Origin of the sequence: Paraburkholderia sp. GAS199, from assembly GCF_050436585.1 — a bacterium.
Classification (GTDB): domain Bacteria; phylum Pseudomonadota; class Gammaproteobacteria; order Burkholderiales; family Burkholderiaceae; genus Paraburkholderia.
The window spans coordinates 93,711-119,821 of the sequence record NZ_JBNDMM010000005.1; the positions used below are offsets into that span (position 1 = coordinate 93,711).

The following is a 26,111-nucleotide window of genomic DNA, read 5'->3' on the forward strand; positions in this document are numbered from 1 at the left end:
CTATGGGCAACAGGATGGCGAAGGGAAACGTCGAACGCTCGAATCACGAGCGCAGGGGGACGGGGTCGAACGCGCTGTTTTCGGCGCGCCCCGCTTCAAAACGGATCATGCGCGGCATCGCCTGCTGGCTCGCCTTGCAGACGGCGCTGGCGGCACCGCTGGCGTCGGCGGCGGAAGTCGTGGCCGCTGCGTCGGCCGCGGGCAGCACGAGTGGCGGTGCGACCGCCGCCACTGCCGCGAACGCCACGTCGGGCAATGCGCAGGTGGCGCGCGGCGTAGGCAGCGTGCCGCCGCCGAGCGCTGCCGTGCCGCTCGATCCGAATGCGATCCAGCAAGCGCCGCTCGCCACGCCGACGCCGGCGCTCGCCGCTTCGTCGGTGAAGGCGCTCGGCATCAGGACGCCGACCACCGCCGAGCCGGGCACGCTGGTGCCGGGCGGCCGTCGTCAGACGCTTACGTTCGCCGACCTCGGCGCGCTCGATCCGCTGCAATTGCGCGGCACCGACGGCCAGAACGGCGTCGCCTTCTCGGTGCGCGGCGACGAAGTCGTCACCGGCGCGATCCTGCATCTGATCTACAGCTACTCGCCGGCACTGCTCGCCAACATCTCGCAGCTCAAGGTGCTGGTGAACGGCGAAGTGGCCGCCACGCTGCCCGTGCCGCACGACCAGGCCGGCATGCTGGTGGCGCGCGACGTCTCGATCGATCCGCGCTTCATCACCGAGTTCAACCATCTGAACGTGCAGCTGATCGGTCACTACACGACCAGTTGCGAAGACCCGGCGAATTCCTCGCTGTGGGCAACCGTCAGCAATGCGAGTTCGCTCGATCTCACTTACGCCTCGCTCGCGAGCAAGCCGGATCTTGCCGCGCTGCCGCAACCGTTCTTCGACCGCCGCGACGTCCGCCGGCTCGAGCTGCCCTTCGTGTTCCCGCAAAAGCCGAGCGCCGCGACGCTTGAAGCGGGCGGCATCGTGGCCTCGTGGTTCGGCGCGCTCGCCGGCTACCGCGGCGCGGTGTTCCCCGCGCAGCTCGACAACGCGCCGCTGTCGGGCAATGCCGTCGTGTTCGCCACCTCCGACCAGCGTCCGGAAGGCGTGACGATTCCCGCCATCTCCGGTCCGACCATCGCCGTGGTGGATCGCGACGCACCGGCGCGCGGCAAGCTGCTGCTCGTGCTCGGCCGCACCGACGCCGAACTGAAGACGGCCGCCCGCGCACTGGGCATCGGCCAGAACACCCTGACCGGCCCGAGCGCAACCATCACGCAACTCAACGAGTTGATGAAGCGCGCGCCGTACGATGCGCCGAACTGGCTGCCGACCAACCGCGCGGTGCGCTTCGGCGAACTGGCCGACGCGCGCGACCTGACCGTGTCCGGCTACGACGCCGACGCCGTGCGCGTGAACCTGCGCGTGCCGCCCGATCTGTTCATGTGGCACACCAAGGGCGCGCCGATCGACCTGCGCTATCGCTACACCGTGCGTCCGCTGCGCGACCGTTCCTCGCTGAACGTGAGCGTGAACAACGGCTTCGTGCAGGCACTGCCGATTCCCGCCGAATCGGCCTCGGTGTTCGAACTGAGCCATTACTTCGCGCGCGTGTTGCCGGACAAAACCGCCGAAGCGCGCCGCACCGTCTATATTCCACCGCTGCTGCTCACGCCGCGCGCGCAGGTGCGTCTGCACTTCTACTACGACATCCCGAACACCGGCGAATGTCACGGCCGTCTGCTCGACAACGTGGTGGGCGCGATCGACCCGAACACCACCATCGACCTGTCGGAATTCCCGCACTACATGGCGCTGCCCGACCTCGCGGCATTCGCCAATAGCGGCTTCCCGTTCACGCGCATGGCGGATCTCTCCGAGACCGCCGTGATCCTGCCGAACGACGCCGATTCCAGCGACTACAGCCTGTATCTGCTGACCATGGGCCGGATGGGCGCGTCGACCGGTTATCCGGTGATGGGCGTGACCGTCGGCACCGCCGACAACGTCGACAGCTACGCGAACAAGGACCTGCTGATCTTCGGCGCGCCGGGCAAGCAACCGCTGTTGCAACGCTGGGCGAAGTCGATGCCGTTTTCCAGCGACGGCGACTCGCGCACCTTCCAGCTCTCCGACATCGTCTTCAAACTCGAAGACTGGTGGCACGGCGAACGCGGTGTCGAACGTTCGCCCGCGCGCGCCGACCTGACGCTCGTGAGTTCGAACGGCGACGCCCTGCTGACCGGCTTCGAATCGCCGCTGCAGAAAAACCGCAGCGCGGTGGCGCTGGTGAGCGCGGCCGGCCAGTCGGACGCCGATCTGTCCACGGCCCTGCTCGACGCCGACGTGCTGCCGGCCATTCAAGGCGCGATGGCCGTGATCCACGGCCGCACCGTGACCATCACGTCCAATGGCGAAGCGTATTACGTCGGCCATCTGTCGCCGCAGGAGTATCTGCGCTGGGCGCTGTCCTCGCATCCGCTGCTGCTGATGATCGGCGGCGTGCTGGCCGCGCTGATCATCGCGGCTCTGTTCTACCGGACGCTGCGCGGTATCGCCGCACGCCGCCTGAGGGACTAACAGGACTGATATGCGGGTTCGAATCGACAAGACATACGCGGCGTTGACGGTCGGGCTCGGCCTCGGCCTTGCCGCCGCCACCAGCTTCGCCGCACTCGCGAAGGTTTCGCAAAACACCGCGCCGCCGGGCGCCTGCGGCGACTGGAGCGGTTATCGCAGCTTCGTCGCCAAGTTCGTGCAGGCGGACGGGCGCGTGATCGACTATTCGTCGCCGCAACTGAAAACCACGTCCGAAGGCCAGTCGTACGCGCTCTTTTTCGCGCTGGTCGCGAACGACCGCGCCACCTTCGACCGGCTGCTGAACTGGACCCGCTCCAACCTAGCGGGCAACCAGTTCGATCCGCAGAACGTGCGGCTGCCGTCGTGGCTGTGGGGCAGGAAGCCGGACGGCTCGTTCGGCGTGATCGACGGCAACTCCGCCTCCGACTCCGACCTGTGGATCGCCTACGATCTGCTGCAAGCCGGACGCCTGTGGAAAGAGCCCGAATACACGCAACTCGGCCAGGCGCTCGCCGCGCAGATCGCGCGTGAAGAAACGACCACGCTCTCCGGCGTCGGCCCAATGCTGCTGCCCGGACCGCAGGGCTTCAAGGAAAACGGCGTCACGCGTCTGAACCCGAGCTATCTGCCCTTGCCGGTGCTGCGCGCGCTTGCGCGCGAGGTGCCGAACGGCCCGTGGGGCAAGCTCGCGGAGAGCGCCTACAAGCTCATCAAGACCACTGCGCCGCGAGGCTTTTCGCCCGACTGGGCAGCCTGGCAGAACGGCCAGTTCGTGGTCGATCCGAAAGAAGGCGACACCGGCAGCTACGACGCGATCCGCGTCTACCTGTGGGCCGGTCTCGCCTCGCCGGCCGATCCGCTCGCACGGCCCTGGCTGGCGGCGCTCGGCGGCATGCGCACGCGCGTCGCGCAGAACGGCTTTCCGCCCGAGAAGGTGTCGTCCACCTCGGGCGCGTCGAGCGGCGAAGGTCCGTTGAGCTACTGGGGCGCGCTCGCGCCGTATTTCAAGGCACTCGGCGACGACCGCGGCCTCGGACTCGCGCGCACCCATCTGGCCGCGCTGGATGTCAGCGTGCCGGGCCATGAACCTGTCTATTACGATCGTGTGCTGGGCTTGTTCGGCACCGGATTTATCGACGGCCGCTATCGCTTCGACGAAGCCGGCCGTCTCGTGCCGAGTTGGAGAAACGCATGCGATTGAGTGCCCTCGCGTTGTCATTGCGCGTCGCGCTGAGCCTCACGGCCGTCTGCACTGTCGCGACGGCGTCGCCCGACGCGCTGGCGCAGGCGTCGAAAGATCCCATGAGCGTGCTGATCGATCAGGGCAAATACTGGCAGTCGCATCAGCGTGGCGATCTCGCCGAGCAGGCCTGGCAAAAAGTATTGCGCATCGACCCGAAACAGCCGGACGCGCTGTACGGCATGGGCATGGTGCTCGCCGACCGCAAGGACGGCTCCGGCGCGCAGCAATATCTGGCGCGCCTGAAGGCGGTCGCGCCGACCTATCCGAATCTCGATGAACTCGGCCGCCGTCTCGGCGAGTCGAGCGTGCGCGATCAAACCGTGAACGACGCGCGGCGTCTCGCGCAAAGCGGCCAGAGCGCAAGCGCGGTGCAGGAATATCAGCGCGCGCTCAACGGCAAGCCGGCCACGCCCGAATTGCAGTTGGAGTATTACCAGGCGCTGTCGGCCACGCCGCAGGGCTGGGACCAAGCGCGCCGCGGCCTCGAACAGCTCGCGCGCGACAACCCCGACGATCCGCGCTACGCCCTCGCCTACGCCCAGCATCTGACTTATCGCGACGTCACCCGCCGCGACGGCATCGCGCGTTTGCAGAAGCTCACGGGCGACAGCACGGTCGGTGCGTCGGCGAAGAAAAGCTGGCGTCAGGCGCTGTTGTGGCTCGACGCGCGCCCTTCCGACTCCGCGCTTTATCAGGCGTATCTGGACAGCGCGCCCGACGACGCCGCCGTCAAGGCGCGCTTCGATTCGATGGTGCAGCAGGACAAGACCGCGCGCGACCGTGCCCAGCAAAACGCGGCGGTCGATGCACGCGGACGCTCGGTTGCCGACGGCTTCAACGCGCTCGACCGCGGCGATATCGCCACCGCGCGCGCGAAGTTTTCCGCGGTGCTCGCCAACAGTCCGAACGACACCGATGCGCTCGGCGGCATGGGTATCGCCGCGCTGAAGCAGGAACATTTCGCGGAAGCGCGCAACTACCTGGAACGCGCCTCGCGCAACGGCAATCCCGCGCGCTGGAAAACCGCGCTCGACAGCGCCACCTACTGGACCTACACCAGCGACGCGATCGGCGCGCGCAGCAACGGCGAGTTCGCGAAGGCGAAGTCGCTGTTCGAGCGCGCCATCGCGATGAATCCGTCGGACGTCACCGCGCAGGTGCTGCTCGGCGAGATGCTGCTCGCGAATCACGACGCCGTCGGCGCCGAGCAGGCGTATCGCATGGCGCTGCGTCGTCAGGCCGACAATCCCGACGCGATTCGCGGACTCGTCGGCGCGCTCGCCGCGCAAGGCCGTGGCGACGAAGCGCTGCAATTCGCCAATCAGCTGAACAACGAGCAGCAGTCGAAGGCCGGCGGCATCAATCGTCTGCGTGGCGAAGCGCAGGCTGCGCAGGCACGCGCAGCCGAAGCGCGCGGCGATCTCGGCAGCGCGCGCAGTCTCTTCGAAGACGCCCTGCTCAACACGCCGGACGATCCATGGCTGCGCCTCGACCTCGCGCGCATCTACGTGCGCCAGGGCGCGGTGGCGAATGCCCGCAGCATAATGGACGGTCTGCTCGCCGCGCATCCGGACATGACCGACGCGTTGTATGCGAGCGCGTTGCTGTCGGCGGAAACGCAGGACTGGAGCACGGGTCTCGCGCAGCTCGATCGCATTCCGGTCGCGCAACGCACCGACGCGATGACCACCTTGCAGCACCGTCTGTGGGTACATCAGCAGGCGGATCTCGCCACGCGCATGGCACGCGCCGGACAGAACCAGCAGGCGCTCGCCACCCTGCACGCCGCCGAGCCGGTGGCGGGCACGAGCCCCGAACTGATCGGCGTGATTGCCGCGGCTTACCAGCAGGCCGGCGACCCGACCCGCGCACTCGGCCTCGTGCGCAGCGCGATGAACGCCGCGCCGGGCAACACCGACCTGCTGCTGCAATACGCCGGCATTCTCTCGGCCACGCAGCAGGAAAACGAACTCGGCATGGTGATGCGCCGTCTCGCGTCGATGCCGCTCACGCCGCAGCAGCGCACCGATTTCGGCAATCTGAATCTGGGCATCGTCATCAAGCAATGCGACACGGTGCGTCAGCGCGGCGACCTCGCCAGCGCCTACGACGTGATCGCGCCGTGGCTTGCCGCGATGCCCGACAATCCCGATCTGCAAGCCGCGCTCGGCCGTCTCTACACGACAGCCGGCGACGATCGCGACGCGCTCGCGAGCTATCGCGTCGCGCTGCAACGCAAGCCCGACGACCTGAGCCTGTTGCAGGCCACCATCCCCGCGGCCGTCGGCGCGAAACAGTACAGCTACGCCGAAACGCTCGCGAAACAGGCGCTCGCCGCAGCACCGGGCGATCCCGGCGTGCTCGCGACGGTCGGGCGCATGTATCGCGCGGAAGGCAAGCTGTCGCTTGCGTCCACGTATCTGCAACGCTCGCTGGTCGCCGCCAACACGCCGTTGATGGCCAACGCGCCGCGCGCCGGTTCGCCGGGCAACGTGCCGCGCGGCTGGGAAGTCGCGATGCGCCGCATCGGCGCGACGCCGCTGCCCGGCACCAATCCGTTCGAAGGCAAAACCGCCACCGTCACGCCGTCCGATGCCGATAACGCCGCGTTTGCCGGCGGCAGCACGAATGCCGCGCGCACTTCGCTTCCGTACTCGCAGTCCTCCTTGCCGACACAGACCGTGCCGAACTATCCGCCGCCCTCGCAGCCCGCACCGTACGTCGCGCCTTATACGACGCCTTCGCAGCCGTACGCGCCGAATGCCGCGCCAACGGCCGTGCCTTATAACGCGCCGGTTCAACGCGGCAATTCGGGCGGCAACTCCGGCGGCTATGGCCAGGAAAGCTACGGATCGAGCCAGTCGGGCGCGCCGTTGCAGCCGTATCCGGGGCAGAGCGGGCAGCCGGTGCAGCAGCAGTACAACTCGGGGTATGCGCAAGGCGGGTATCCGCAGCAGCAGGCTTATCCGCAGGGTGGCTATCCGCAGCAGCAGGCTTATCCTCAGGGTGGCTATCCGCAGCAGCAGGCTTATCCGCAGGGTGGTTATCCGCAGCAGCAGGCTTATCCGCAGCAAGGTGGCTATCCGCAGCAGCAGGGCTATCCGCAGGGCGGCTACCCGCAGCAGGCGCCGTATGGCGCGCAGGATGGATATGCCGCGACGCCCTGGCCGATGTCGCCGGCTTCGCGTCAGGCGCAGGCCTATCCCGGCGCGATGCCGCAGCAGGGTTATGCCAGCGCGCCGGCCAGCACGAAGCGCACGACTAGCAAGAAGGCCACGACGACTACCACGGCCAGCAGCAAGCGCAGCACGCAGAACTACGCGCGCGCGCCGTACAACTCGCAGCCTTATCAGCGGCCGCCGGCGAACACAGGCTATTACGCGCAGCAACCGTATCAGCCGTATCCGCAGCAGCAGCCGTATCAGCCCTATCCGCCGCAGCAGGCGAATACCGGCTACTACGCGCAGCAGCAACAGCCGTACATACCGCAGCCGCCGACTGGCTACGCGCAGCCGTACTATCCGCAGCAGCCTGATGCGACCGGCAACACCTACGGTCAGCCGAATGTCGCCAACGCGCAGACGCTCGGCGTGGCCGAAGAACTCGCACAGGTGAATCGCGAGCAGTCGAGCAGCGTGTCGGGCGGCATCGTGTTCCGCAATCGTTCGGGCGAAGACGGCCTGTCGACGCTCACCGATATCGAAGCGCCGGTGCAGGGCCGCATCAAGGCCGGTGACGGTCACATCGTCGTGACCGCGACGCCCGTGACCCTCGACGCCGGCACCGCGTCGGGCAACGTCTCCACGCTTGCGCGCTTCGGCGCGGGCTTGTCCAACAGCACCTCGGAGACCGCGGCGATTGCCGGCAACAACACCTACGGCAGCCAGACCGCGAGCGGCGTGGGCCTGTCGCTCGGCTACGAAGGACGCAGCATCAGCGCCGACGTCGGCGTGACGCCGATCGGCTTCCGCGAGACCAACATCGTGGGCGGCGCGCAGTACAACGGCGGCATCACCGACAAGGTGTCGTACTCGCTCGCCGTCGCACGACGCGCGGTGACCGACAGCCTGCTCTCGTATGCCGGCGCCCGCGACGCGGGCTCGGGCCTCGAATGGGGCGGCGTGACATCGAACGGCGGCCTCGGCAGCCTTGCCTGGGACGACGGCACGAGCGGCCTGTACGTAAATGCCGCGTACCAGTTCTACCAGGGTACGAATGTCGTGAGCAACAATGCCGTGAAGGGCGGCGGCGGCGTGTACACCCGTCTGCTGAAGGATGCCGACCAGACCTTGACCGTTGGCCTGAACACGACCTTGATGCGCTACGACAAGAACCTGTCGTACTACACCTATGGTCAGGGCGGCTACTTCAGTCCGCAGCAGTACGTGATCCTGAACTTGCCGGTGGAATGGAGCGGCCGCAACGGCGCCTTCACGTACGACCTGAAGGGTTCGATCGGCGTGCAGCATTACCGGCAGGACGCGTCGAATTACTTCCCGCTCAACGACAATTCGGGACGTCAGGGCGCGGCGGCGGCGAATGCGGCGTTCGTCGGCACGGGCGTGGATAGTGGAGCGGTGTATCCTGGTCAGAGCAAGACCGGCGTGTCGTATTCGCTCAGCGCGGTGGGCGAGTATCAACTCGCGCCGCAACTCGCGTTTGGGGCTACCGCATCGCTTGGGAATGCGTATGAATATCGCGAGTGGCTCGCGGCGGTTTATGTGAGGTATAGCTTTAACAAGCAGACGGGCTTGCAGCCGTTTCCGCCGACGCCGCTCAGTTCGCCGTATTTGTCATTGTCGAATTGATTTTGTCCGCCTTTGGCGGGGTGGGGTTTTTGTTCTTTCTGTTCTCTGTTTTTTGGTTTTTTTGCGGCGGCGGCGTTTCTTTTGTTTGTGGTTTATTAGTGTTGCCCCTGTGCGGGGCGGCACTTACTTTCTTTGCCGCGGCAAAGAAAGCTAAGCAAAGAAAGCCGCTCAAACCGCTAACCCTAAGCGGGCACCTCTCATAACAACAGGGAGTGGCAGCCGATAGGGCCGACCGTGGATCGTCATTTCTAGTGGTACAGCAGTCATCCGTTCCGGCGACGCTGCGCGCGCCGGAGCGGTACTTCATTCAAACCTTCACTTCGCTTTTGGTTGGTGGGAGCCGTCGGCTTCGCCTCGGCGAAACGCTCAATGGAAACCTTCGGTTTCCCTTTATGTGCCGCTCGGCGCGCGAAGCGCCGCCGGAACTGATGACGGCCTTGTCACTCACGCGGAGTGTGCGACGCGCCGGACGCTCCGGGGCCACTGCGGTAGAGAAGTGCCGCTGATAACGAATAGCATTAGCGGTGTAAGCGGCTTTCTTTGCTTACCTTTCTTTGCCGCGGCAAAGAAAGTAAGTGCCGCCCCGCACAGGGGCAACACTAATAAACCAATAAGAACAGAAACACCGCCGCCGCAGGCAAACAATAATAAACACCACCGCCGCAGGCAAAAAACCCCATCACTTCCCTTCTGAATACCGCCGACAATGCTCCAAATACCCCGCAGCATGGCTGCTAACCAACTCCACTATCCCCTTCCACAACCACCCCGGCGCGTCGAGCGTCTTCGACCGGTTCCTCCGTAATTCGGCAAGCCAAGCCTTGCGTGTCCCATCATCCATTTGCCGCGCATGCGCCCGCCCCACCACCAGCGCGAGAAACCGCGCCGCCTTCATCGCTTCGTCGCGCGTCAATTGTTCGATGGTCAGCTTCATATCCTGCGGCAACAATTCACGTATGACCACCGCGCGCTCCTGCAGGCGCGCCGATCGCATCCGCTCGCCGAGCGACGGCGACAGGTGTCGCGCGCCCTCCACTACCCGCTCCGCGTTGTCGCGCGGCATGCGGGCGCCGGCGTAGCGCGGCGCGGCGGCTTGCGCCGCTTCCTTGATGTCGATCAGACACAGGTCGTCGCCTTCGACGGCGGCACCGTCGATGTCCAGCAGCACGGCGTAACGCAACCGGCCGAGCGAACTGCATCCCTTCACCCAGTAAGCGGCATCGAGCACTTCGACATCGACACTGTCGTCACCGCCGCGCCAGACCGTAGCGAGTCGCGCGAGCGAACTCTTCTCGAACAACGCCTCGATCTCGCGGCGTTCGCTCTTCGCAAGCGGCCAGAAACGCGGACCCAACGGTATCGACGGCTCGAGATCCTCGATGCGCTCCTCGGCCAGATGACGCCACGAACGACGCACCGCTTCCTTCATCACGACTCGCACCGCCTCGGGTTTTTCAGCGCGAATGTCGGCGTCGCCGGCGGCATCGTCGAAAGCGCGTTCGTAGCCGTCCGCCAGCGCTTCCATCATGCGTACCGTGGTCACACCCGGCAGGTCGGAGCCGCGTGCGGCGGTGGCCAGAGACAGGCCGAGGCGGATCAGGTCGTGCGCCGGATTGCCGATGACCGTCTGGTCGAGATCGCGAATCTGGATTTCGACGCGGCCCTGGGCGTCCGCCACCGGACCGAGATTGCCGGTGTGGCAATCGCCGCAAATCCAGACCGCGGGACCCTCGGGCAACGCGTGTCCCTCCATGCCGTCGAGCCATTCGTAGAACTTGCTGGTGTTGCCGCGCACGTAGGCGTGGGCGGAGCGCGCCATGCGCGCGTTGCGGCGCGAAGTCAGCAATGCCTGACGGGCGTCGGGCTTGGGCAGCTTTCGTGTGAGGTCTTTTTTAGTCATCGTAGCAGTCCGCGTTTTTTTGAAGTTCGGGTCCGGCGTGGCTGTGCGCCTGTCTGCGCTCACGGGCAAACAAGCCCAGTCAGCAGGAAACGCGCCTGAAATCATTCTGAAATCTAAGCGGCTTGCGAGCCAATGCCCACGCGGACACCGCTTCGTCCACCCGCGCTACACTGAAAGCGACATCCCCGGCGAGCGAGTTCATGGATATCCGATGCGGCACTGCGGGCTGGACCGACAAGACGCTGATTGCGTGCAAGCGCTTCTATCCGCGCGGCAGCAGTAGCGCGGAAGCGCGGCTGCGTTTTTACGCGTCGCAGTTTCCGCTGGTGGAAGTGGACTCGGCGTACTACGCCATGCCGTCCGCGAGCAATGCGCAGTTGTGGGCCGAGCGCACGCCCGACGGCTTCACCTTCAACTTCAAGGCGTTTCGCCTTTTCACGGGCCACCAGACTTCGCCCGACGCGTTGCCGAAAGACATCGCGATGGCGCTGCCCGCGGGCATCACCGGTCCGCGCAAGAAAAACCTCTATTACCGCGACATACCCGTCGAGATTCGCGACGAGTTGTGGCGCCGCTATCTGGAAGCCCTCGAACCGCTACGCACGAGCGGCCGGCTCGGCGCGGTGCTGTTTCAATTCGCGCCGTGGATCACGCGTGCCGCGGACGGTATCGCGCAAGTGGAAGAATGCCGGCTGCGCATGACGGGTTACACGATGGCCGCCGAGTTTCGCCATCAGTCGTGGTTCGACGAAACACACGCATCATGGACACTCGATTTTCTACGCGAGCGCGCACTCGTTCATGTAATCGTCGACGCGCCGCCGGACGTCACGAATCGTGTGCACACGGTCTGGGAGATCACGCATCCCGATCTCGCGATGGTGCGTCTGCATGGCCGCAACACGCAGACGTGGAGCGCCACCGGCGCGGCCACCGCCGCGCAGCGCTTCGATTACGACTACGACGACGCGGAGCTCACCGAACTATCCATCCCGATTCGCGCGATTGCAACGCGCGCGGGCCGCACGCATGTGATTTTCAACAACTGCTTCGAAGATCAGGGGCAGCGCAATGCGCGGACGTTGATGAATATTCTTGGTGGGGAGTCGGTGTGAAAACGGTGGTTAAAGACAACGCGCAAACAGCAACGCACACGCGTTCACGCAGTTCGCCGCAGGAACATTGCGAACGGCCGCACACCCTCAACGTGGCAACGCGAGCGCGAGCCGCACTTCCTGATACGCGGACACGAGCGCGTCGAGACTGAACGAACGGTTCAGTCCGCTCGGATTGGGCAGGACCCACACGTGCGCGCCACCGAATGGCAGCGCTTGCCGTCCCCATTCGATCTCACGCTTGCCGCACAACGCCGCGAATGCCATCTTGCCGAGAAAGGCGATGTTTTGCGGCGCGTAGTGTTCGATCTTCTGTGTGAAGCTATCGGCTGCGTTTTGAATTTCCGCGCGCGAAAGTTCCGCCGCGCTTACCGTCGCGCGCGGCACCACGGCCGTAAGACCGAGGCCGAACTGCAGGATCGTGCGATCGTGTTCCGGAGCGATCTGCGTAGGCGTGAAGCCCGCCAGATGCAGAACCCGCCAGAAACGATTTCCCCTGCCCTCGAAGTGATGACCTGTCGCGACCGCGCGCATGCCCGGATTGATGCCGCAAAACACGAGCGACAGATGCGGCGCGAGAATGTCCGGCAGCGAGCCAGGAATATCGGCGGGCTTCATCAACGAACGCGCCCACGTACGAAATCCTGCTGCACGCTCGCTTCGGCGAACAGGTTGAACGCCAGCAGACTGTCGGATAGCTTGATGCCAGCCTTCATGCTTCACCTTTGAATAGTAGATACACGCGACACCGGCTTCGACGATAAAACACGCGCATGCGTGCATCGACGTGCGGTCCGGCAGCTTACAGCAGCGACGAAAATCGTGACGCCTCACCGGGCTTCCGAGTCCACGTCATGAACGGCGCGCGTCGAGACAACGCGCCGGCGCTTCCGCGAAACGGATCGGTGGGTCTCTCTAAGCTCCGTTACCCATTGCGACATCGTTGTTGCGAATGCACAATCCCGGCTACGATTGCATTGCGGTCACCGTCCACCGTACGGGCGCCGCTCATGCAAGCTCAAACCGCGAGAACCGTCATGCCAGCCCCTCGAAACGATGTCCCCGCTAGCGGCAAGCCGCCGGAAAAGGCCGCGCGCAAGTCCATGCCGGTCACGGCGCGCAACCTGCTGATGGTCGCCGTCGGCTTTATCGTGTTTGCGTGCGTCTCGGGCATCGTGCTGTACCAGCCCATCATGTACGGCGACCCGATCAACAACTTCGGCATCATCCTGATGCTCACCGTGCCGGTGATCGCGGGCGTCGCGTTCCGGGTCGGTCTGGATGCGTGGCTCGACCGGAACTGACGCTCACGCCGCTCGCGGCAGCACCACCCACACCTCCAGTCCGCCGCCCTCGCGCGCATGAAACTGCACGCTGCCGCCGTGCAAACGCGCAATCCGCTCGACGATCGCCAGTCCGAGCCCCGTGCCGCCGCTGTGCGAGCGTGCATTGCGGCCGCGCTGGAACGGCGCCTTCAATTGCTCCAGTTCGTCGGCGGACAAGCCTTTGCCGCGATCGCCGACCGCCACGCAGATCGCGTCCGCGGTCGCCCAGCTTCGTACGGCCAGCCCGCTGCCACCGTAGACGATCGCGTTCTGCATCAGGTTCATCAACAGCCGCATCATGCTGATGGGCCGGAAAGCGAACGCAGGCAGTTTGCCGGGCGATAGTTCGAACATGTGTCCCAGACCCGCAAAATCGCCCGCCAGCCGTTCGATGAGCGCGTTAAGGTCGCCGGGCTCGGGTGCCTCGCGCTCGCCGCTGCCCGCGTAATCCATGAACTGCTGCAGGATCGTTTCGATCTGGTCGAGGTACGACTCCGCCGCCACCACGAAGCTGCTGTCGCTGCTGTCCGGCATCGCCATCGCCATGGAAAGACGTAGCTTGGTGAGCGGCGTACGGATGTCGTGCGAGATGCCGGCCAGCATCAGCGCACGCGTCGCTTCGGCCTGCTGCAAGGTCTGCGTCATCTGGTTGAAAGCGCTGCTCACCTCGGCAATTTCGGTGGGACCATCGGTGGGCAGCGGTGCGGGCATGTCGCCCGCACTGACGCGGCGCGCGGCGCGCGTGAGTTGCCGCAACGGCCGGTTGAGGTGGCGCTGGATCACATAGCCGGTCAGCGCGGCCAGCGCGCCCAATCCGAGCGACAGCAGGATCGCCGCGTCGAGCCCGTTACCTTGCGCGTCTTCGGGAATGGGCAGCGCGATCCAGTACGGCGCATGCGGCGCGTCGGCCGGCGCGTGCATGCGTATCCACAACCGCTGTCCGCCGATCGACTGCCAGCGCGCCGGCATGTCCTCCGGCAAATGCGCGCGCAGACTGGCGAGAAACTCGTTGCGCTGATAGGTGCGATACGCGCGCAGCAGATTCGGCGGCGGGCTCGTGGCGTCGTCGGCCTGCGCGGCCTCGGCGGGCAATTCGGTGCGTGCGTCGAGCCGCGCGGTCACGACGGCGCGCGCGTTGCCGGTGGTCGCTGCCAGCAGTTGATCGAGCGTCCCCACGTAAGTCGCGAACACCGCCGCGGCGCGCTCGACCCGAGGTCGCTGCACGTAATGCAGCAGTACGCCGATCGAACAGATCTGACTGAGCATGACGAGCGCGATCAGCAAGGCGATATTGCGCGCCAGCAGCGTGGACGGCAGCATGCGCTGCAGCAACGGGCGCGTCATGAATCGACGTCCGCGACCAGCATGTAGCCGATGCCCCACACGGTCTTGATGAAGCGCGGCTTCGACGGGTCGTCTTCGAGAATCTGGCGCAAACGCAGCACCTGCACGTCGATGCTGCGGTCGAGCGCATCGTGATCGCGCCCGCGTGCGCGCGCAAGCAGATTGTCGCGGCTCACGGGCCGGTTCGGCGACGACGCGAGCGCCACCAGCAGCAGCATTTGCGCCGAGTGAATCTCCAGCGCGGCGCCGTCGCGCGACAGCTGCTGCTTGGCGACGTCGAGCGTGAAGTCGCCGAAGCTCACGTTCTGCGAGGTCACGGTCACATCGCCGGCCGCCATTTTCTGCCGCCGCAGCAACGCATTGATACGCGCCACCAGTTCGCGCGGCAGGAAGGGCTTGGCGAGGTAATCGTCAGCGCCGGTTTCGAGTCCCACGACGCGGTCGAGCGGATCGCCCTTGGCGGTCAGCATGAGGATCGGCAGCGTTTGCCCTTGCTCGCGCAGCCGCGCGCAAATCTGCAAACCGTCTTCTTCGCCGATCATCAGATCGAGCACGAGCAGATCGAAGGGCTCGCGTTCGAGATAGCGGTCGAGCCGCCTGCTGTCTTCGGCGACGCGTACGTCGAAACCGTGGCCGCGCAAAAATCGCTGCAGCATGTTGCGCAGTTCGGCTTCGTCGTCGAGTACGATGATTTTTGCCGGGCGATCCATGTGGACACTCCTCGTGAATCAGGCGTCGGTGGGTTTGACGGACTCGGACGACTCTCGCGCCGCGCGGCGTGCCGCATGCCGCTCGGAAAGTCTTTGCAGCAGCACGTAGAACGACGGGATGAACAGCACCGCAATACACGTGGACGCCAGCATGCCGGAAAACACCGCGATCCCGAGCGAACGCCGCGCGCTGGCGCTGGCGCCCGTGGCGATCACGAGCGGCAGGACACCGAGTATGAACGCGAACGAAGTCATCATGATGGGCCGGAAACGCAGACGCGCGGCTTCGATCGCGGCCTCGGCGATATCCACGCCCTTGCCGCGCAAATGGCGCGCGAATTCGACGATCAGAATCGCGTTTTTCGCGGACAGCGCAATCAGCAGCACCAGTCCGATCTGCGTGTACAGATTGTTGGCCGTTCCGAGTGCGGCGAGTGTGCCGGCCGTGCCGAGCAGCGCGAGTGGCACGGCGAGCACCACGGCCACCGGCAGCAGCCAGCTCTCGTATTGCGCGGCCAGCACGCAGAACACCAGCAGCACGCCCACCGCGAAAATCCAGTACGCGGAATTGCCGACCAGTTTCTCCTGATACGACATGGCGGTCCACTCGTAGCCGATGCCCGCCGGCAGAATACGCGCGGCCTCCTGTTCGAACGCGGCGATCGCGTCGCCGGTGCTGTAGCCGTTCGCGGGATTGCCATTGATCGCGGCAGCAGGCGCCAGATCGTAGAGCGTCGCCACGGCCGGGCCGACGCTCGTGTGCGCGTCGATGAAGGTTCCTAGCTCGACCATATGCCCGCTATTGCTGCGGATCTGCAGACGGCGAATGTCGTCGGTGTCGCGCCGGTAGGTACCTTCGGCCTGCACGAATACGGGAAACGTATGGTTGAACGTAGTGAACTGGTTCACATAGCTGGAGCCGACGTAATCCTGCAGCAGATCGAACACGTTACCGACCGGCACCTGCAGCGACTCCGCCTTGGCGCGATCGAGCGTCAGCTCGACCGTCGGCACCGACGCACGAAACGGGCTGAAGACGCGCTGCAACTCGGGCCGCTTCGAGACGGCGGCGATCAGCGCGTCGGTGGCGTCCTGCAAACGCCGGTAGTTTTGCGAGCCGTCCGTCAGCATCACCTGCATCTGGACGCCTCCGCTGTTGCCGAGCCCCTGGATCGGCGGCGGCACGATGACCACCGAACGGATATCGGGCAGCTTCGCCAGTTCGCTGTTCATACGCGTATAGAGCGAACGCAGGTCTTCGCCCTTGCCGCGCCGGCTCCAGTCGTCGAGGGTCACGTAAATCAAGGCGGAATTCGGCAGCGAGGCGTTGTTGTCCAGCGGAGAAATGCCGCCGATCGACACCACATGACTCACACCCGGAATCGCGCCGATCCGTTTTTCGATCTGCGCGCTGGCCTCGCGCGTGCGGTTCAGCGAAGCGGCGTCGGCCAGTTGCGCGGCAATCAGTACGTAGCCCTGATCTTCGAGCGGAATGAAACTGGTCGGCACGCGGGTAAGCAGGAACGCCGACGCGCCGCCGAGCACCAGCGCGATGACGAGCGCGAACGCGCTGCGCGCCACGAACCACGACACCACACGCACATAGCCTCTTTCCACCGCCGCGTAGCCGCGGTCGAAAACGCGATACACGACGTTGGGACGGCCGGGCCGTGCGTGCCGCAGCCAGCGCACGCTTTGCACGGGTTTGAGCGTCACCGCATTGATCGCGCTGATGACCGTGGTTGCGACCACCACGAGGGCGAACTGGCGGTACATCTGCCCCGTCACGCCGCCGAGAAACGCCGACGGCAGAAACACCGAGATCAGCACGAGCGTAATGCCGACGATCGGGCCGAGCAGTTCGTGCATCGCGTCGATGGCGGCCTGTTTCGGTGTCTTGCCCTGCTCGATATGTTGCGTGATGCCTTCCACCACCACGATCGCGTCGTCCACCACGATGCCGATCGCAAGCACGATGGCGAACAGCGTCAGCAGGTTGATCGAAAAGCCCAGCATGTAGATCGCGCCGAACGTGCCGATGATCGTGACCGGGATCGTCGTGGCGGGCACCAGCATGGCGCGCCAGTTCTGCAGGAATAGCAGGATCACGGCGAGCACCAGCAAGGCAGCTTCGAACAGCGTCTTGTACACGTCGATCACGGACTGCCGCACGAACACGGTCGTGTCGAACGGCAACTGATAACTCACGCCCTTGGGCATGTTTTTAGCGAGCCGCGCCATGGTGGCCTTCACCGCGTTGCCCACCTCCAGCGCATTGGCTTCGGGCAGCTGATAGATCGCGATGCCAGCCGCCGGCTTGCCGTCGAGATTGAAGAACTGTCCATAGCTCGACGAGCCGAGTTCGGTGCGGCCCACGTCGCGAATCCGCACGAAATGGCCGCCGTCGTTCGGATCGGCCTTGACGATGATGTCGTCGAATTCACGCGGGTCGGAAAGCGCGCCTTGCAAGGTCACCGTGAGCTGGAAAGCTTCGCCGCCCGCATTGGGTTCCGAGCCGAGCTGGCCGGCGCTGACGTCGCGGCTCTGGCTCTGGATGGCCTGCATAACGTCGGCGGCGGTGAGATTGCGTTCGCTGAGCTTGTGCGGATCGAGCCACACACGCATGCTGTACTGTCCCGTGCCGAACACGGTCACGTCGCCGACGCCCGGCAATCGCGCGAGCGTGTCGCGCAAATAGATCACGGCGTAATTGCTGAGGAACAGCGAGTCGTATTTCGGATCCGGCGATTGCAGCGTATAGAGCTGCAGGATCGCGGTGGAACGCTTGCGCACGGTCACGCCCTGTTGCTGCACCGCCTGCGGCAGTAGCGCGGTCGCCGCCGACACGCGGTTCTGCACCAGCACCTGCGCCTTGTCGACATCGGTGCCGACCGCGAAGGTGACGGTCAGCGTATAGCTGCCGTCGTTGGTGCTGGTGGACTGCATGTAGAGCGCGTTTTCCACGCCGTTCACCTGCGTCTCGATCGGGAGCGCCACGCGGTTGATGAGCGTCGCGGCGCTCGCGCCAGGAAAGCGCGCCACCACCTGCACGGTAGGCGGCGTGATCGGCGGATACTGTGCGATCGGCAGATTGATGAGCGCCACTGCGCCGAGCAGCATCACGATCAACGCGATCACATTGGCGAGTACGGGACGCTCGACGAAGAAGCGGATCATGACTGTCCCTGCGCCGCGGCCGTCACCTGCACTTTCGTACCGGGCGCCACGGCGAGCGCCCCGCCCGTCACGACCTGGTCGTCGGCGCTCACGCCGGCGCTAATCGCGCGCAGCGAGCCGTACAGGCCGCCCGTCTGGACCCCACGCTTCTCGATCACGCCCGCACGGTTCACCACCAGCAGCGAGGCGCCGGCCTGGTCGCGCAGCAACGCCGTGTCGGGCACGAGCAGCACGTCGTGCGCCGCGCCGGCGGGAATGTGTACTTCCACGGACATGCCGGGGATCAGATGCGCGTCGTGGTTGGCAATGTCGGCGCGCAGTTTCAATGCGCCGCTGCCGGGATCGATACGCGTATCGACGAATTCGAGTGCGGCGTCTTCACCGGTATCGACGGGCGCGCCCAGCACATTGACGCGCACGGTGCGCGGCGGCTTCGAAAACAGACCGATACGATTGGCGTCGCGCTCGTTGAGCGTGAAATTGACGTACACCGGCTGGATGCGATCGAGCGTCGCGAGTTTGGTGGAGTCGGAACCGCCCACGAGATTGCCGACGTCGAATGCGCGCGCGCCGATCCGCCCTGCAAACGGCGCGCGAATCTCCGTGTACGCCAGATTGATACGCGACATGTCGCGCTTGGCGAGCGCCTGATCGCGCGTCGTCTGCGCTTTCTGCAAGGTCGATTCCGAGGTCGCGTTATCCGACGTGAGCTGCTTCTGGCGCACCAGTTCCTGTTCGGCGTTATCGAGCGCGGCCTGGTCGTACGTGAGTTGCGCGCGGTACGTGTCCGGTTCGATACGGAACAGCAGCTGGCCTTGTTTGACATACGCGCCGTCGACAAAACCGATCTGTTTGAGCACGCCCTGCACGCGCGCCACCAGCGTGACGGTGGCCGACGGCGCGACCGTGCCGCTCAGGTCGATCTGTTCGCGCACCTCTCGCGCCACCGGACGCGTCACGCTCACCTGCGGCAAGGCCGCGGCCTGCGCCGACTGCGCGCCGTCGCGGCATCCCGTCAGCACGGCGAAGCACGACACGGCGGCAAAGGCCACGTACCAGCGGGCCGCTCGACGGCATCCGGTCGGGTTGTTATTTGTCATGCTCTGGCAGGTCTCCGCTGTTGCGCGCCAGCGCCGAATTCGCGGGTGGATTCAGCAAGCGTCCCCAATCCGTGCGCTGCGCCATCTGTTGCGCGATCTGTTCGCTCACTACCTGCTGCCCCTTCGCCACTTCCCAGCCGCCGCCGAGCGCGCGATACAGCGACACCGCTGCGAGCGCGGCGAGCCCCTGGTTCTGTGCGAGCGAGTCGCCATCGCGCAGGGCCGAACGCGATGCGTCCAGCACCGTGTCGTAAGTGACCGAGCCGGCCCGATACTGGAGATTGGCGAGTTTCAGCGCACGCTGCGAAGCATCGGTGGCACGCGCGGACGCCGCCAGCGCATCGAGCGAGGTACGCAGTCCGGCAATCGCGTCTTCCACTTCCTTTTGGGCCTGCAAAACGGTGTTCTGGTAATCGAGCACGGCTTCCTGGAAGGTCGCATCCTGGATACGCACCGCGTTCTGCAACTGGCCGCGATCGAGGATCGGCAACGTAATGCCCGCTGAAAACAGCCCGATCGTTTTGCTGCCCCATTGCGTGAGTCCGATACCGTGCTGCTCGCCCGAGGAAAGCCCGAACAGGCCGGTGAGCGAAAACGACGGATACAGCTTGGCTTTCGCCGCGCCGATCAGCGCGGACTGCGCCGCTGCATTCAGCGCGGCCTGCCGGACATCGGGACGCCGGCGCAGCAGATCGGCGGGAATGCCCACGTCGATCTGCGTCGGCGCCACGGGAATCGCCTTGGTGCCGGCGAGTTGCGCGTCGACGGCGTCGGGTGGATCGGCGAGCAGCACAGCGAGCGAGTCGCGGTCCTGCGCCCGCGCCTTGATGAGCGGCGGAATCTGCGCCTCGGTTTCGGCAACCAGCGTGGCCGCCTGCTCGACGTCGAGTTGCGTCGAGGCGCCGCGTTTGTACCGCGCCTGAGTGAGCGTGAGGCTTTGCTGCACTGCTTTCAGATTCTGCTGCGCGACAGCAATGCGCTGTTCGAGCGCGCGCAGGTCGATGTAGGCATTGGCGACGTCCGCGAAGAGCGAGACGAGCGCATTGTCGTAAGCGGCTTCGGACACCCGCAATTGCGCGCGATCCGATTCGATCTGACGGCGATATTTGCCCCAGAAGTCGATCTCCCACCCGGCGTTCACACGCAGATGTTCGGCCCACAGATGCGTGGGCGGCAACGGTCCCACGCCGCTCGTGTTGATGTGGTTCGCGCCGGCCGACACGCTGCCCGATTGCGGCAGCAGGTCCTGCACGCTGATCGCGAGTTGTGCGCGGGCCTTGAAGATATGCAGGCCCGCAGTCTGAAGCGTGAGATTGCGCTCGTATGCGCGCTGCTCCAGCGCGCTCAGCACGGGATCGTTGAATGCCGTCCACCAGGCCGCTTGCGCGCCGGGCGCGGACGACGCCTCGGCGGCCAGACTCTCGAGCCACTGGTTTTCCAGCGTGACGTCCGGCGATTTGAAATCGGGACCGACGGTCATGCAGCCCGTGAGCGACGTAAGCGACCCGAGCAGGACGGCCAGCAGCGCCGTTTTCGCCGCAGCGCGCACCGGCGCACTCTGGGTGCGATCGGCGGGCAGACGGCTGGACGAGGCTGGTTTCATCGCGCGATCGAGGCTCGGAGGATCGGAGGGAACTCGGATGACATCAACGAATTCAGGCGACTTCTACGATCCCGCCATTTCACGCGCGGCTCAGTGCGCTGCCCCGCGTTCCTGCATGAATGCCGCGATCTGCGGCAACGTGATATAGCCCGCTTTTTGCGTATCGATCTCGTCGAAATGCTTCGCGACGATCGGCATGCCCGCAGCGGCTTGCGCTTTCGTGAGCTTGCCGTCGTGCGTCGTGTTGGCGTTGGCAAAGCGCGCCTGCAGTTGCTGCGCCATGCGTTCCATCCGTTGCGGGTCGCCGCCCTGGGGCGCGGCGCTCTGCGCGAAGGCGGCGGTGGATGCGAAGCACAGCAGAACAATGGCGAGCAGCTTTTTCATGATCGACTCCTTGGGTTGAGGCATCGTGCGTCGCCTGCAACCTGCCGCGATCCGTTCGATGACAGGCCGAATTCTTGTCGATGCAAGACGCGACGGCAATCGAACAATCATGTCGCCGTATTTCACGGCAGCGGGCTAGGCGTTCACGCCCGGTCCGACATCGAATGAAATAACTCCGTGCTGCCGCTCCAGCGTGCATGTGCGTATCTTTCGTCTGGCGCGCTGAAGCCGGGTTGAGGCGATTTTGTCAGGCGCTTTTATCAGGAGTTCTCACCGTGAATCTTCGTCACGAGTTTCGTCATCGACTGGCTTATTTCGTCACCACGCTCGGCCTCGCCTGTTCGACCGTGGAATCCGCCCGCGCTGCCAATCCGCCGACCGTTTCCGTCCACGCGCCGCCGCCGCGACCGGCCAGCTTCTATGCGCCCGCTACATATGCCGCGCTGCGTTCGCGCATTACACCTGACGAAACAACCGTTAAATCAGCATAGGACATGCGTCACGCGGAATTGCCTGGTGAATTCCCGTTGTTCAACGCGTGGAAAGAATCGCAGGGTGTGCCGAGGCGCGGCCGCATGAATCCGCCAGCGGCGTCGCCGTATGGATTGAATGCGTGAGTTGAGTGAACAACCCGCCCCGTCTGGCGCGATCAATAAGCTGACGAAAACCAACGGTTTTAAACCGCTGCCAATAAGCCGGTGGCGAGTCGTGGGGAACGAGCCTTGCTCTATTTTCGACATCGAAATATCGACATCGAACGGTTCCATTCGTTAGACGCAAGGCGGCGGATACCATAGCGCCGCCTCTTTTCGACTCACATCATCTTTTCACTGGGATGCCAGATGAGCCACCTGGATATAGACAAAGAACTCAGCCACCTCGAACGGGTATTCGGGCAGATTTCCGCCAACGATCGCATTCCGCTTTCCTACTGGCGCAATCGCCTCGTCATGCTGCCGCGAGATTCGCTGATGCCCTCGCAGCGCGCACGGCTTGCACGCCTCGACGCCACCCTGAGCGCACTCGAACATTCCTCGCAAAAAGCCGTGGTGGACTGAGGCATCGGCATCCTCGCGCCTCAGTCCACCACCTCACCCCATCAGGATGCGCGCGCCGAGCGACAACACCAGCGCAGGCAGCATCACCACGACACCGACCTTCAGAAACTTCATGAAGCTGACGTCCTCGCCCTCGCGGCGGATCGCGTTCAGCCAGAGAATCGTCGCGAGCGATCCGGTAATGGAAAGGTTCGGACCGAGATCGACGCCGATCAGCAGCGCGTCGATCACGCGCTCCGGACTGTGCGTCGCGATCACCGTCGAACTCGCAATCAGACCCGCCGGCAGGTTGTTCATCAGATTGCTGGCGATGGCGATGATGCCGCCCGCCGACGCCGCAGCCGTCAGTTCGCTGTGTTGCGTGGCACGCTGCAACAGTTCGCCGAGCGCTTTGATCACGCCCGTGTGATCGAGCATTTCGACGAGCACGAACAACGCGGCCACCAGCGGCAGCACGCTCCACGAAATATCGCGGATCATCGGCAGCGGTGATTTGCGCTCCTGAATCAGCACGACGAGCGCCGTCAGCGCACCGAGTATCGCGGTGGGCAGCCCGAGCTGGATATCGAATGCCGACACCCCCAGCAATACGACTGCGGTCACGGCGATGCCGGCCAGCGCCACCCGTCCGCTGCTGGACAAGGTCAACGCGTCGAGATTCGCCTCGCAGGTGCCCGCCAGCGCTTCGCGCTGGGTCCAGCGCAGCAGCAGATACGTCGCGACGATCGACAGCACCGAAGGCAAGGTGAAGCGTGCGAGCCAGGCGCCGAGCGCGGGCGTGTGGTTGCCGTACAGCACGAGGTTGGCCGGATTGGAGATCGGCAGCACGAAGCTCGCGGCGTTGGCAATGAACGCGCATACGAAGAGCAACGGCAACGGTTCGGTTTTCGCCTTTTTAGCCGCGGCAAAAACGGCGGGCGTCAGCACGACCGCGGCGGCGTCGTTGGAGAGAAAAGCCGTGATGACCACGCCCACCAGATAGACGAGCAGGAACAGCTTGCGCGGCGAGCCTTTGGCGTGATTCACGGCATACACCGCGACCCAGTCGAACAGACCTTCGCGACGCCCCACTTCCGACAGCAGCATCATGCCGAACAGGAAAAGATAAACGTCCGTGCCTTTTCCCACTGCCTGCAGGGCGAGATCGACGGGCAACAGGCCGAGCGACACCAGCAGTACCGCACCCGCCACGGCCCAGATGGCCTCGGGCCATTTGAACGGACGCGTGATGACGCCGGCCGTGGCCACGGCGGCAATACCCCAGGAGAGGAAAATGGAATTCACTGCGCGTCGTCCTCAGCCCAGGCGGCTGACTGCCGCGATGCAGTCACGTCCGTTGTCTTTCGCGTGATAGAGCTGCGTGTCGACCAGATTCACGAATTCCACCGGATCGCCGGATTCCGCTGAGGGCATAACGCTGCCCACGCCGAAACTCGCGGTCACGATCTGCCGGAACGGCGACCGTTCATGAGCAATCTCCGCCGAGCTGATGCGGTCGCGGCAGCGTTCCGCCACCTGACGCGCGGCTTCGCTGCCGGTGTTGGGCAGAATCAGCACGAACTCTTCACCGCCGAAGCGGCCGACGAAATCGCCCGGACGCACGGCGGCGCTCAACACGCCGGCGACGCGCTTCAGGCACTCGTCGCCCTGTACGTGGCCGTAGTAGTCGTTATAAGACTTGAAGAAATCGATATCGACCATCACGAGCGAGAGCGGCGCGTTATTGCGGCGGGCCACGCTCCATTCGCGTTGCAGCACGGCGTCGAATTCGCGGCGATTGCCGACGCCCGTCAGGCCGTCCTTGAACGACAGCGCTTCGAGTTCGCACTGCAGTGCCAGCAGCTTTTCCTCGGTACGCTTGCGCTCGCTGATGTCGAACATGAACCCCACCAGCGACTCGACCTCGCCGCTCGCATTGCGCACCACGTGGACCACGTCGCGCAGCCAGACGTAATCGCCCCGGCTCGTCAGCGCGCGATAGTCGGCTTCGTGGTCGGTGCCCGCCTTCGATTGCGCCACGCAGAAATCGACCACCTTCTCGCGGTCTTCCGGATGCATGCGCGCCGCCCAGTCCTGCACGCTTTTCCAGCCCGACGGCGCCCAGCCGAGCAAGGCCTCGATCTGCGGCCCGATATAGGTGAATTCCAGCGTTGCCCAGTCGATCTTCCAGGGAATGGCGCGCGTCGACTCCAGCAAGGTCCGGTAGACCGCGGCGTCATGCTCCATATACCCCTCGACCCCGGCGGCCGGCGCCGCGTCGTGCCGCAAGAAATCCGCGCCGAGCGCGCTGTTGTTCTGTTCAGTTGGGTTCATTGTTTTAAACCTGTTCCAGGCGGTTGAGCCGGCAAATTACCACAATGCCGGGGCCGTTCCGCGATTTTTGCCGGGCAACGCGCATGGGCGCCCGATCATTAGCGTCACTGGCACAACAATCTGTTCTTCTCTACCCAGCTATTCAGTTTTCATTGGCTTACCTACTATCCGCTTCTGCAATCGGCATTCCCACTTAGGCCACCATGAAAACAGTCGAGAAATATCCTGTCGAGATCGACCGCTATAGCGCACCCGCCATTGCGTTGCACTGGCTGATTGCCGCGCTGATCATCTGCGGCTTCTATATCGGCTGGATCATGACGGACATTCCCGGCTTCACGCCGACCAAGCTCAAGTACTTCTCCTGGCATAAGTGGATCGGCGTGACGGTCTTCGTGCTCGCCGTTATCCGCGTGCTGTGGCGCGCCACCCACCGCGCGCCGCGTCTGGACGACGCGACACCCGCATGGCAGAAAGCCGCCGCCCATCTCGTGCATGGCGTGCTGTACGTGCTGATGCTGGCCATTCCGCTGTCCGGCTATTTCTATAGTTCCGCGGCCGGCATACAGGTGGTGTATCTCGGCGTCGTGCCGCTGCCGACCATCATCGGCCCGGACCAGGCGCTCAAGGCGAGCCTGCGTAGCGTGCACGTGCTGCTCAACTACACCTTGCTCGCACTCGTCGCGATGCATGTACTCGCAGCGCTCAAGCACCAGTTCGTCGATCGCGACGGCCTGCTTGCCAGGATGATTCCGTTTCTCAGGTAGACAATTGGCCACGGTCTGTTGGCAATTTAATTCCCAACGGTGTGCAATCAACGCCCGCCGGTTCGATAGGATGCGTAACACTATGAAAACACCTTTTTCTCACTCGCTTCTCGCCGGCGTCGCCGCCCTCTCCCTGTTCGGCGCGAGCCTCGCGCACGCCGATGTCGATACGTCCAAAAGCAGCGTTATCGCCACCACCAAACAGATGAACGTGCCGGTGGACGGCAAGTTCAGGAAGTTCTCCGCGCAGTTGAATTTCGATCCGGCCAAGCCGACCGCGGGCAGCGCCAATGTGTCGATCGACACCGGCAGCTACGACCTCGGCGCCGACGACTACAACAAGCAGGCGCAAGGCAAGGAATGGTTCGATAGCGCGACGTATCCGGCCGCCACCTTCGTGTCGAGCGCCATCGCGCCGGCCGGCGGCAACCAGTACAAGATCACCGGCAAGCTCACCATCAAGGGCAAATCGCAAACCGTCGTGGTGCCAGTCACCATCGCGAGCCAGGGTGCCACGCAAACCTTCGACGGCTCCCTGCCGATCAAGCGCTCGCAGTTCGATGTGGGCACGGGCGAATGGAAAGACACGTCGGTGGTTGCCGACGAAGTCGTCATCAAATTTCACATCGTCGCTTCGAAGAAGTAATCCGGAACGTCGAAGCGCAGTCTCCCTTTCTGAAACCTGGAGTAGAAC

19 protein-coding genes are annotated in these 26,111 nt (G+C 64.7%); 9 read left to right on the forward strand and 10 right to left on the reverse strand.

Features of this window, described 5'->3' with window-relative positions; translation table 11 throughout:
* Nucleotides 1-2 precede the first annotated feature (2 nt).
* From bcsB to P3T18_RS19995, 3 genes are read left to right on the forward strand one after another with little or no spacing between them, the layout of a single operon-like run.
* Nucleotides 3-2,570 (forward strand): cellulose biosynthesis cyclic di-GMP-binding regulatory protein BcsB, encoded by a 2,568-nt coding sequence (gene bcsB, locus P3T18_RS19985; RefSeq protein ID WP_429301691.1) that lies wholly within the window; start codon nt 3-5, stop codon nt 2,568-2,570.
* 10 nt (nt 2,571-2,580) lie between these two features.
* Nucleotides 2,581-3,771 carry a cellulose synthase complex periplasmic endoglucanase BcsZ gene (gene bcsZ, locus P3T18_RS19990; RefSeq protein ID WP_429301692.1) on the forward strand — a complete coding sequence of 397 codons (1,191 nt, stop codon included), beginning with the start codon at nt 2,581-2,583 and terminating at the stop codon, nt 3,769-3,771.
* Entirely contained in the window at nt 3,762-8,621 is a 4,860-nt protein-coding gene (locus P3T18_RS19995) for a cellulose synthase subunit BcsC-related outer membrane protein (protein ID WP_429301693.1), read from the forward strand. Before bcsZ ends, P3T18_RS19995 begins: the two co-directional genes overlap by 10 nt.
* Before the next feature lie 679 nt (nt 8,622-9,300).
* Here P3T18_RS19995 and P3T18_RS20000 read toward each other — a convergent pair.
* Nucleotides 9,301-10,521 carry a DUF2252 domain-containing protein gene (locus tag P3T18_RS20000; RefSeq protein ID WP_429301694.1) on the reverse strand — a complete coding sequence of 407 codons (1,221 nt, stop codon included), beginning with the start codon at nt 10,519-10,521 and terminating at the stop codon, nt 9,301-9,303.
* Nucleotides 10,522-10,721: 200 nt separating this feature from the next.
* Between P3T18_RS20000 and P3T18_RS20005 the strand changes: the two genes are divergently transcribed.
* Complete coding sequence (locus P3T18_RS20005; protein ID WP_429301695.1) at nt 10,722-11,636, forward strand: DUF72 domain-containing protein; 915 nt, start codon at nt 10,722-10,724, stop codon at nt 11,634-11,636.
* An 87-nt stretch (nt 11,637-11,723) separates the two neighbouring features.
* Here P3T18_RS20005 and mug read toward each other — a convergent pair whose 3' ends face one another.
* Entirely contained in the window at nt 11,724-12,254 is a 531-nt protein-coding gene (mug, locus tag P3T18_RS20010; protein WP_429301696.1) for a G/U mismatch-specific DNA glycosylase, read from the reverse strand.
* Nucleotides 12,255-12,739: 485 nt separating this feature from the next.
* Here mug and P3T18_RS20015 point away from each other — a divergent pair, with 485 nt between their 5' ends.
* Nucleotides 12,740-12,940 carry a hypothetical protein gene (locus tag P3T18_RS20015; protein WP_429302083.1) on the forward strand — a complete coding sequence of 67 codons (201 nt, stop codon included), beginning with the start codon at nt 12,740-12,742 and terminating at the stop codon, nt 12,938-12,940.
* Nucleotides 12,941-12,943: 3 nt separating this feature from the next.
* Here P3T18_RS20015 and P3T18_RS20020 read toward each other — a convergent pair whose 3' ends face one another.
* The 6 genes from P3T18_RS20020 to P3T18_RS20045 all read right to left on the reverse strand — a co-directional run bounded on the left by P3T18_RS20020 (nt 12,944) and on the right by P3T18_RS20045 (nt 21,279).
* Nucleotides 12,944-14,305: an ATP-binding protein gene (locus P3T18_RS20020; protein WP_429301697.1), complete on the reverse strand. Its 1,362-nt coding sequence runs from the start codon at nt 14,303-14,305 to the stop codon at nt 12,944-12,946.
* A complete protein-coding gene (locus tag P3T18_RS20025; protein ID WP_429301698.1) occupies nt 14,302-15,015 on the reverse strand; it encodes a response regulator in 714 nt (237 codons plus the stop codon). Before P3T18_RS20025 ends, P3T18_RS20020 begins: the two co-directional genes overlap by 4 nt.
* Before the next feature lie 18 nt (nt 15,016-15,033).
* Nucleotides 15,034-18,192, reverse strand: a complete 3,159-nt coding sequence (locus tag P3T18_RS20030; RefSeq protein ID WP_429301699.1) for an efflux RND transporter permease subunit — start codon at nt 18,190-18,192, stop codon at nt 15,034-15,036.
* Nucleotides 18,189-19,292: an efflux RND transporter periplasmic adaptor subunit gene (locus tag P3T18_RS20035; protein ID WP_429301700.1), complete on the reverse strand. Its 1,104-nt coding sequence runs from the start codon at nt 19,290-19,292 to the stop codon at nt 18,189-18,191. Before P3T18_RS20035 ends, P3T18_RS20030 begins: the two co-directional genes overlap by 4 nt.
* Nucleotides 19,282-20,895: an efflux transporter outer membrane subunit gene (locus P3T18_RS20040; protein ID WP_429301701.1), complete on the reverse strand. Its 1,614-nt coding sequence runs from the start codon at nt 20,893-20,895 to the stop codon at nt 19,282-19,284. The genes P3T18_RS20035 and P3T18_RS20040 overlap by 11 nt, the downstream gene beginning before the upstream one ends.
* 90 nt (nt 20,896-20,985) lie before the next feature.
* The gene (locus P3T18_RS20045) at nt 20,986-21,279 is read right to left on the reverse strand and encodes an EF-hand domain-containing protein (RefSeq protein ID WP_429301702.1); all 294 of its coding nucleotides are present in this window, start codon (nt 21,277-21,279) and stop codon (nt 20,986-20,988) included.
* A gap of 275 nt (nt 21,280-21,554) precedes the next feature.
* Between P3T18_RS20045 and P3T18_RS20050 the strand changes: the two genes are divergently transcribed.
* Both P3T18_RS20050 and P3T18_RS20055 read left to right on the forward strand, forming a co-directional pair.
* A complete protein-coding gene (locus tag P3T18_RS20050; protein ID WP_429301703.1) occupies nt 21,555-21,770 on the forward strand; it encodes a hypothetical protein in 216 nt (71 codons plus the stop codon).
* A gap of 351 nt (nt 21,771-22,121) precedes the next feature.
* On the forward strand, nt 22,122-22,337 hold the full coding sequence (locus P3T18_RS20055; RefSeq protein WP_429301704.1) for a hypothetical protein: 216 nt from the start codon (nt 22,122-22,124) through the stop codon (nt 22,335-22,337).
* Nucleotides 22,338-22,370: 33 nt separating this feature from the next.
* Here P3T18_RS20055 and P3T18_RS20060 read toward each other — a convergent pair whose 3' ends face one another.
* Nucleotides 22,371-23,621, reverse strand: coding sequence for an arsenic transporter (locus tag P3T18_RS20060; RefSeq protein ID WP_429301705.1), 1,251 nt, complete (start codon nt 23,619-23,621; stop codon nt 22,371-22,373).
* Nucleotides 23,622-23,633: 12 nt separating this feature from the next.
* Entirely contained in the window at nt 23,634-24,650 is a 1,017-nt protein-coding gene (locus P3T18_RS20065) for a sensor domain-containing diguanylate cyclase (RefSeq protein ID WP_429301706.1), read from the reverse strand.
* A 203-nt stretch (nt 24,651-24,853) separates the two neighbouring features.
* Between P3T18_RS20065 and P3T18_RS20070 the strand changes: the two genes are divergently transcribed.
* Together P3T18_RS20070 and P3T18_RS20075 are read left to right on the forward strand one after the other, a co-directional pair.
* Nucleotides 24,854-25,417: a cytochrome b gene (locus tag P3T18_RS20070; protein ID WP_429301707.1), complete on the forward strand. Its 564-nt coding sequence runs from the start codon at nt 24,854-24,856 to the stop codon at nt 25,415-25,417.
* A gap of 82 nt (nt 25,418-25,499) precedes the next feature.
* A complete protein-coding gene (locus tag P3T18_RS20075; RefSeq protein WP_429301708.1) occupies nt 25,500-26,063 on the forward strand; it encodes a YceI family protein in 564 nt (187 codons plus the stop codon).
* Nucleotides 26,064-26,111 lie beyond the last annotated feature (48 nt).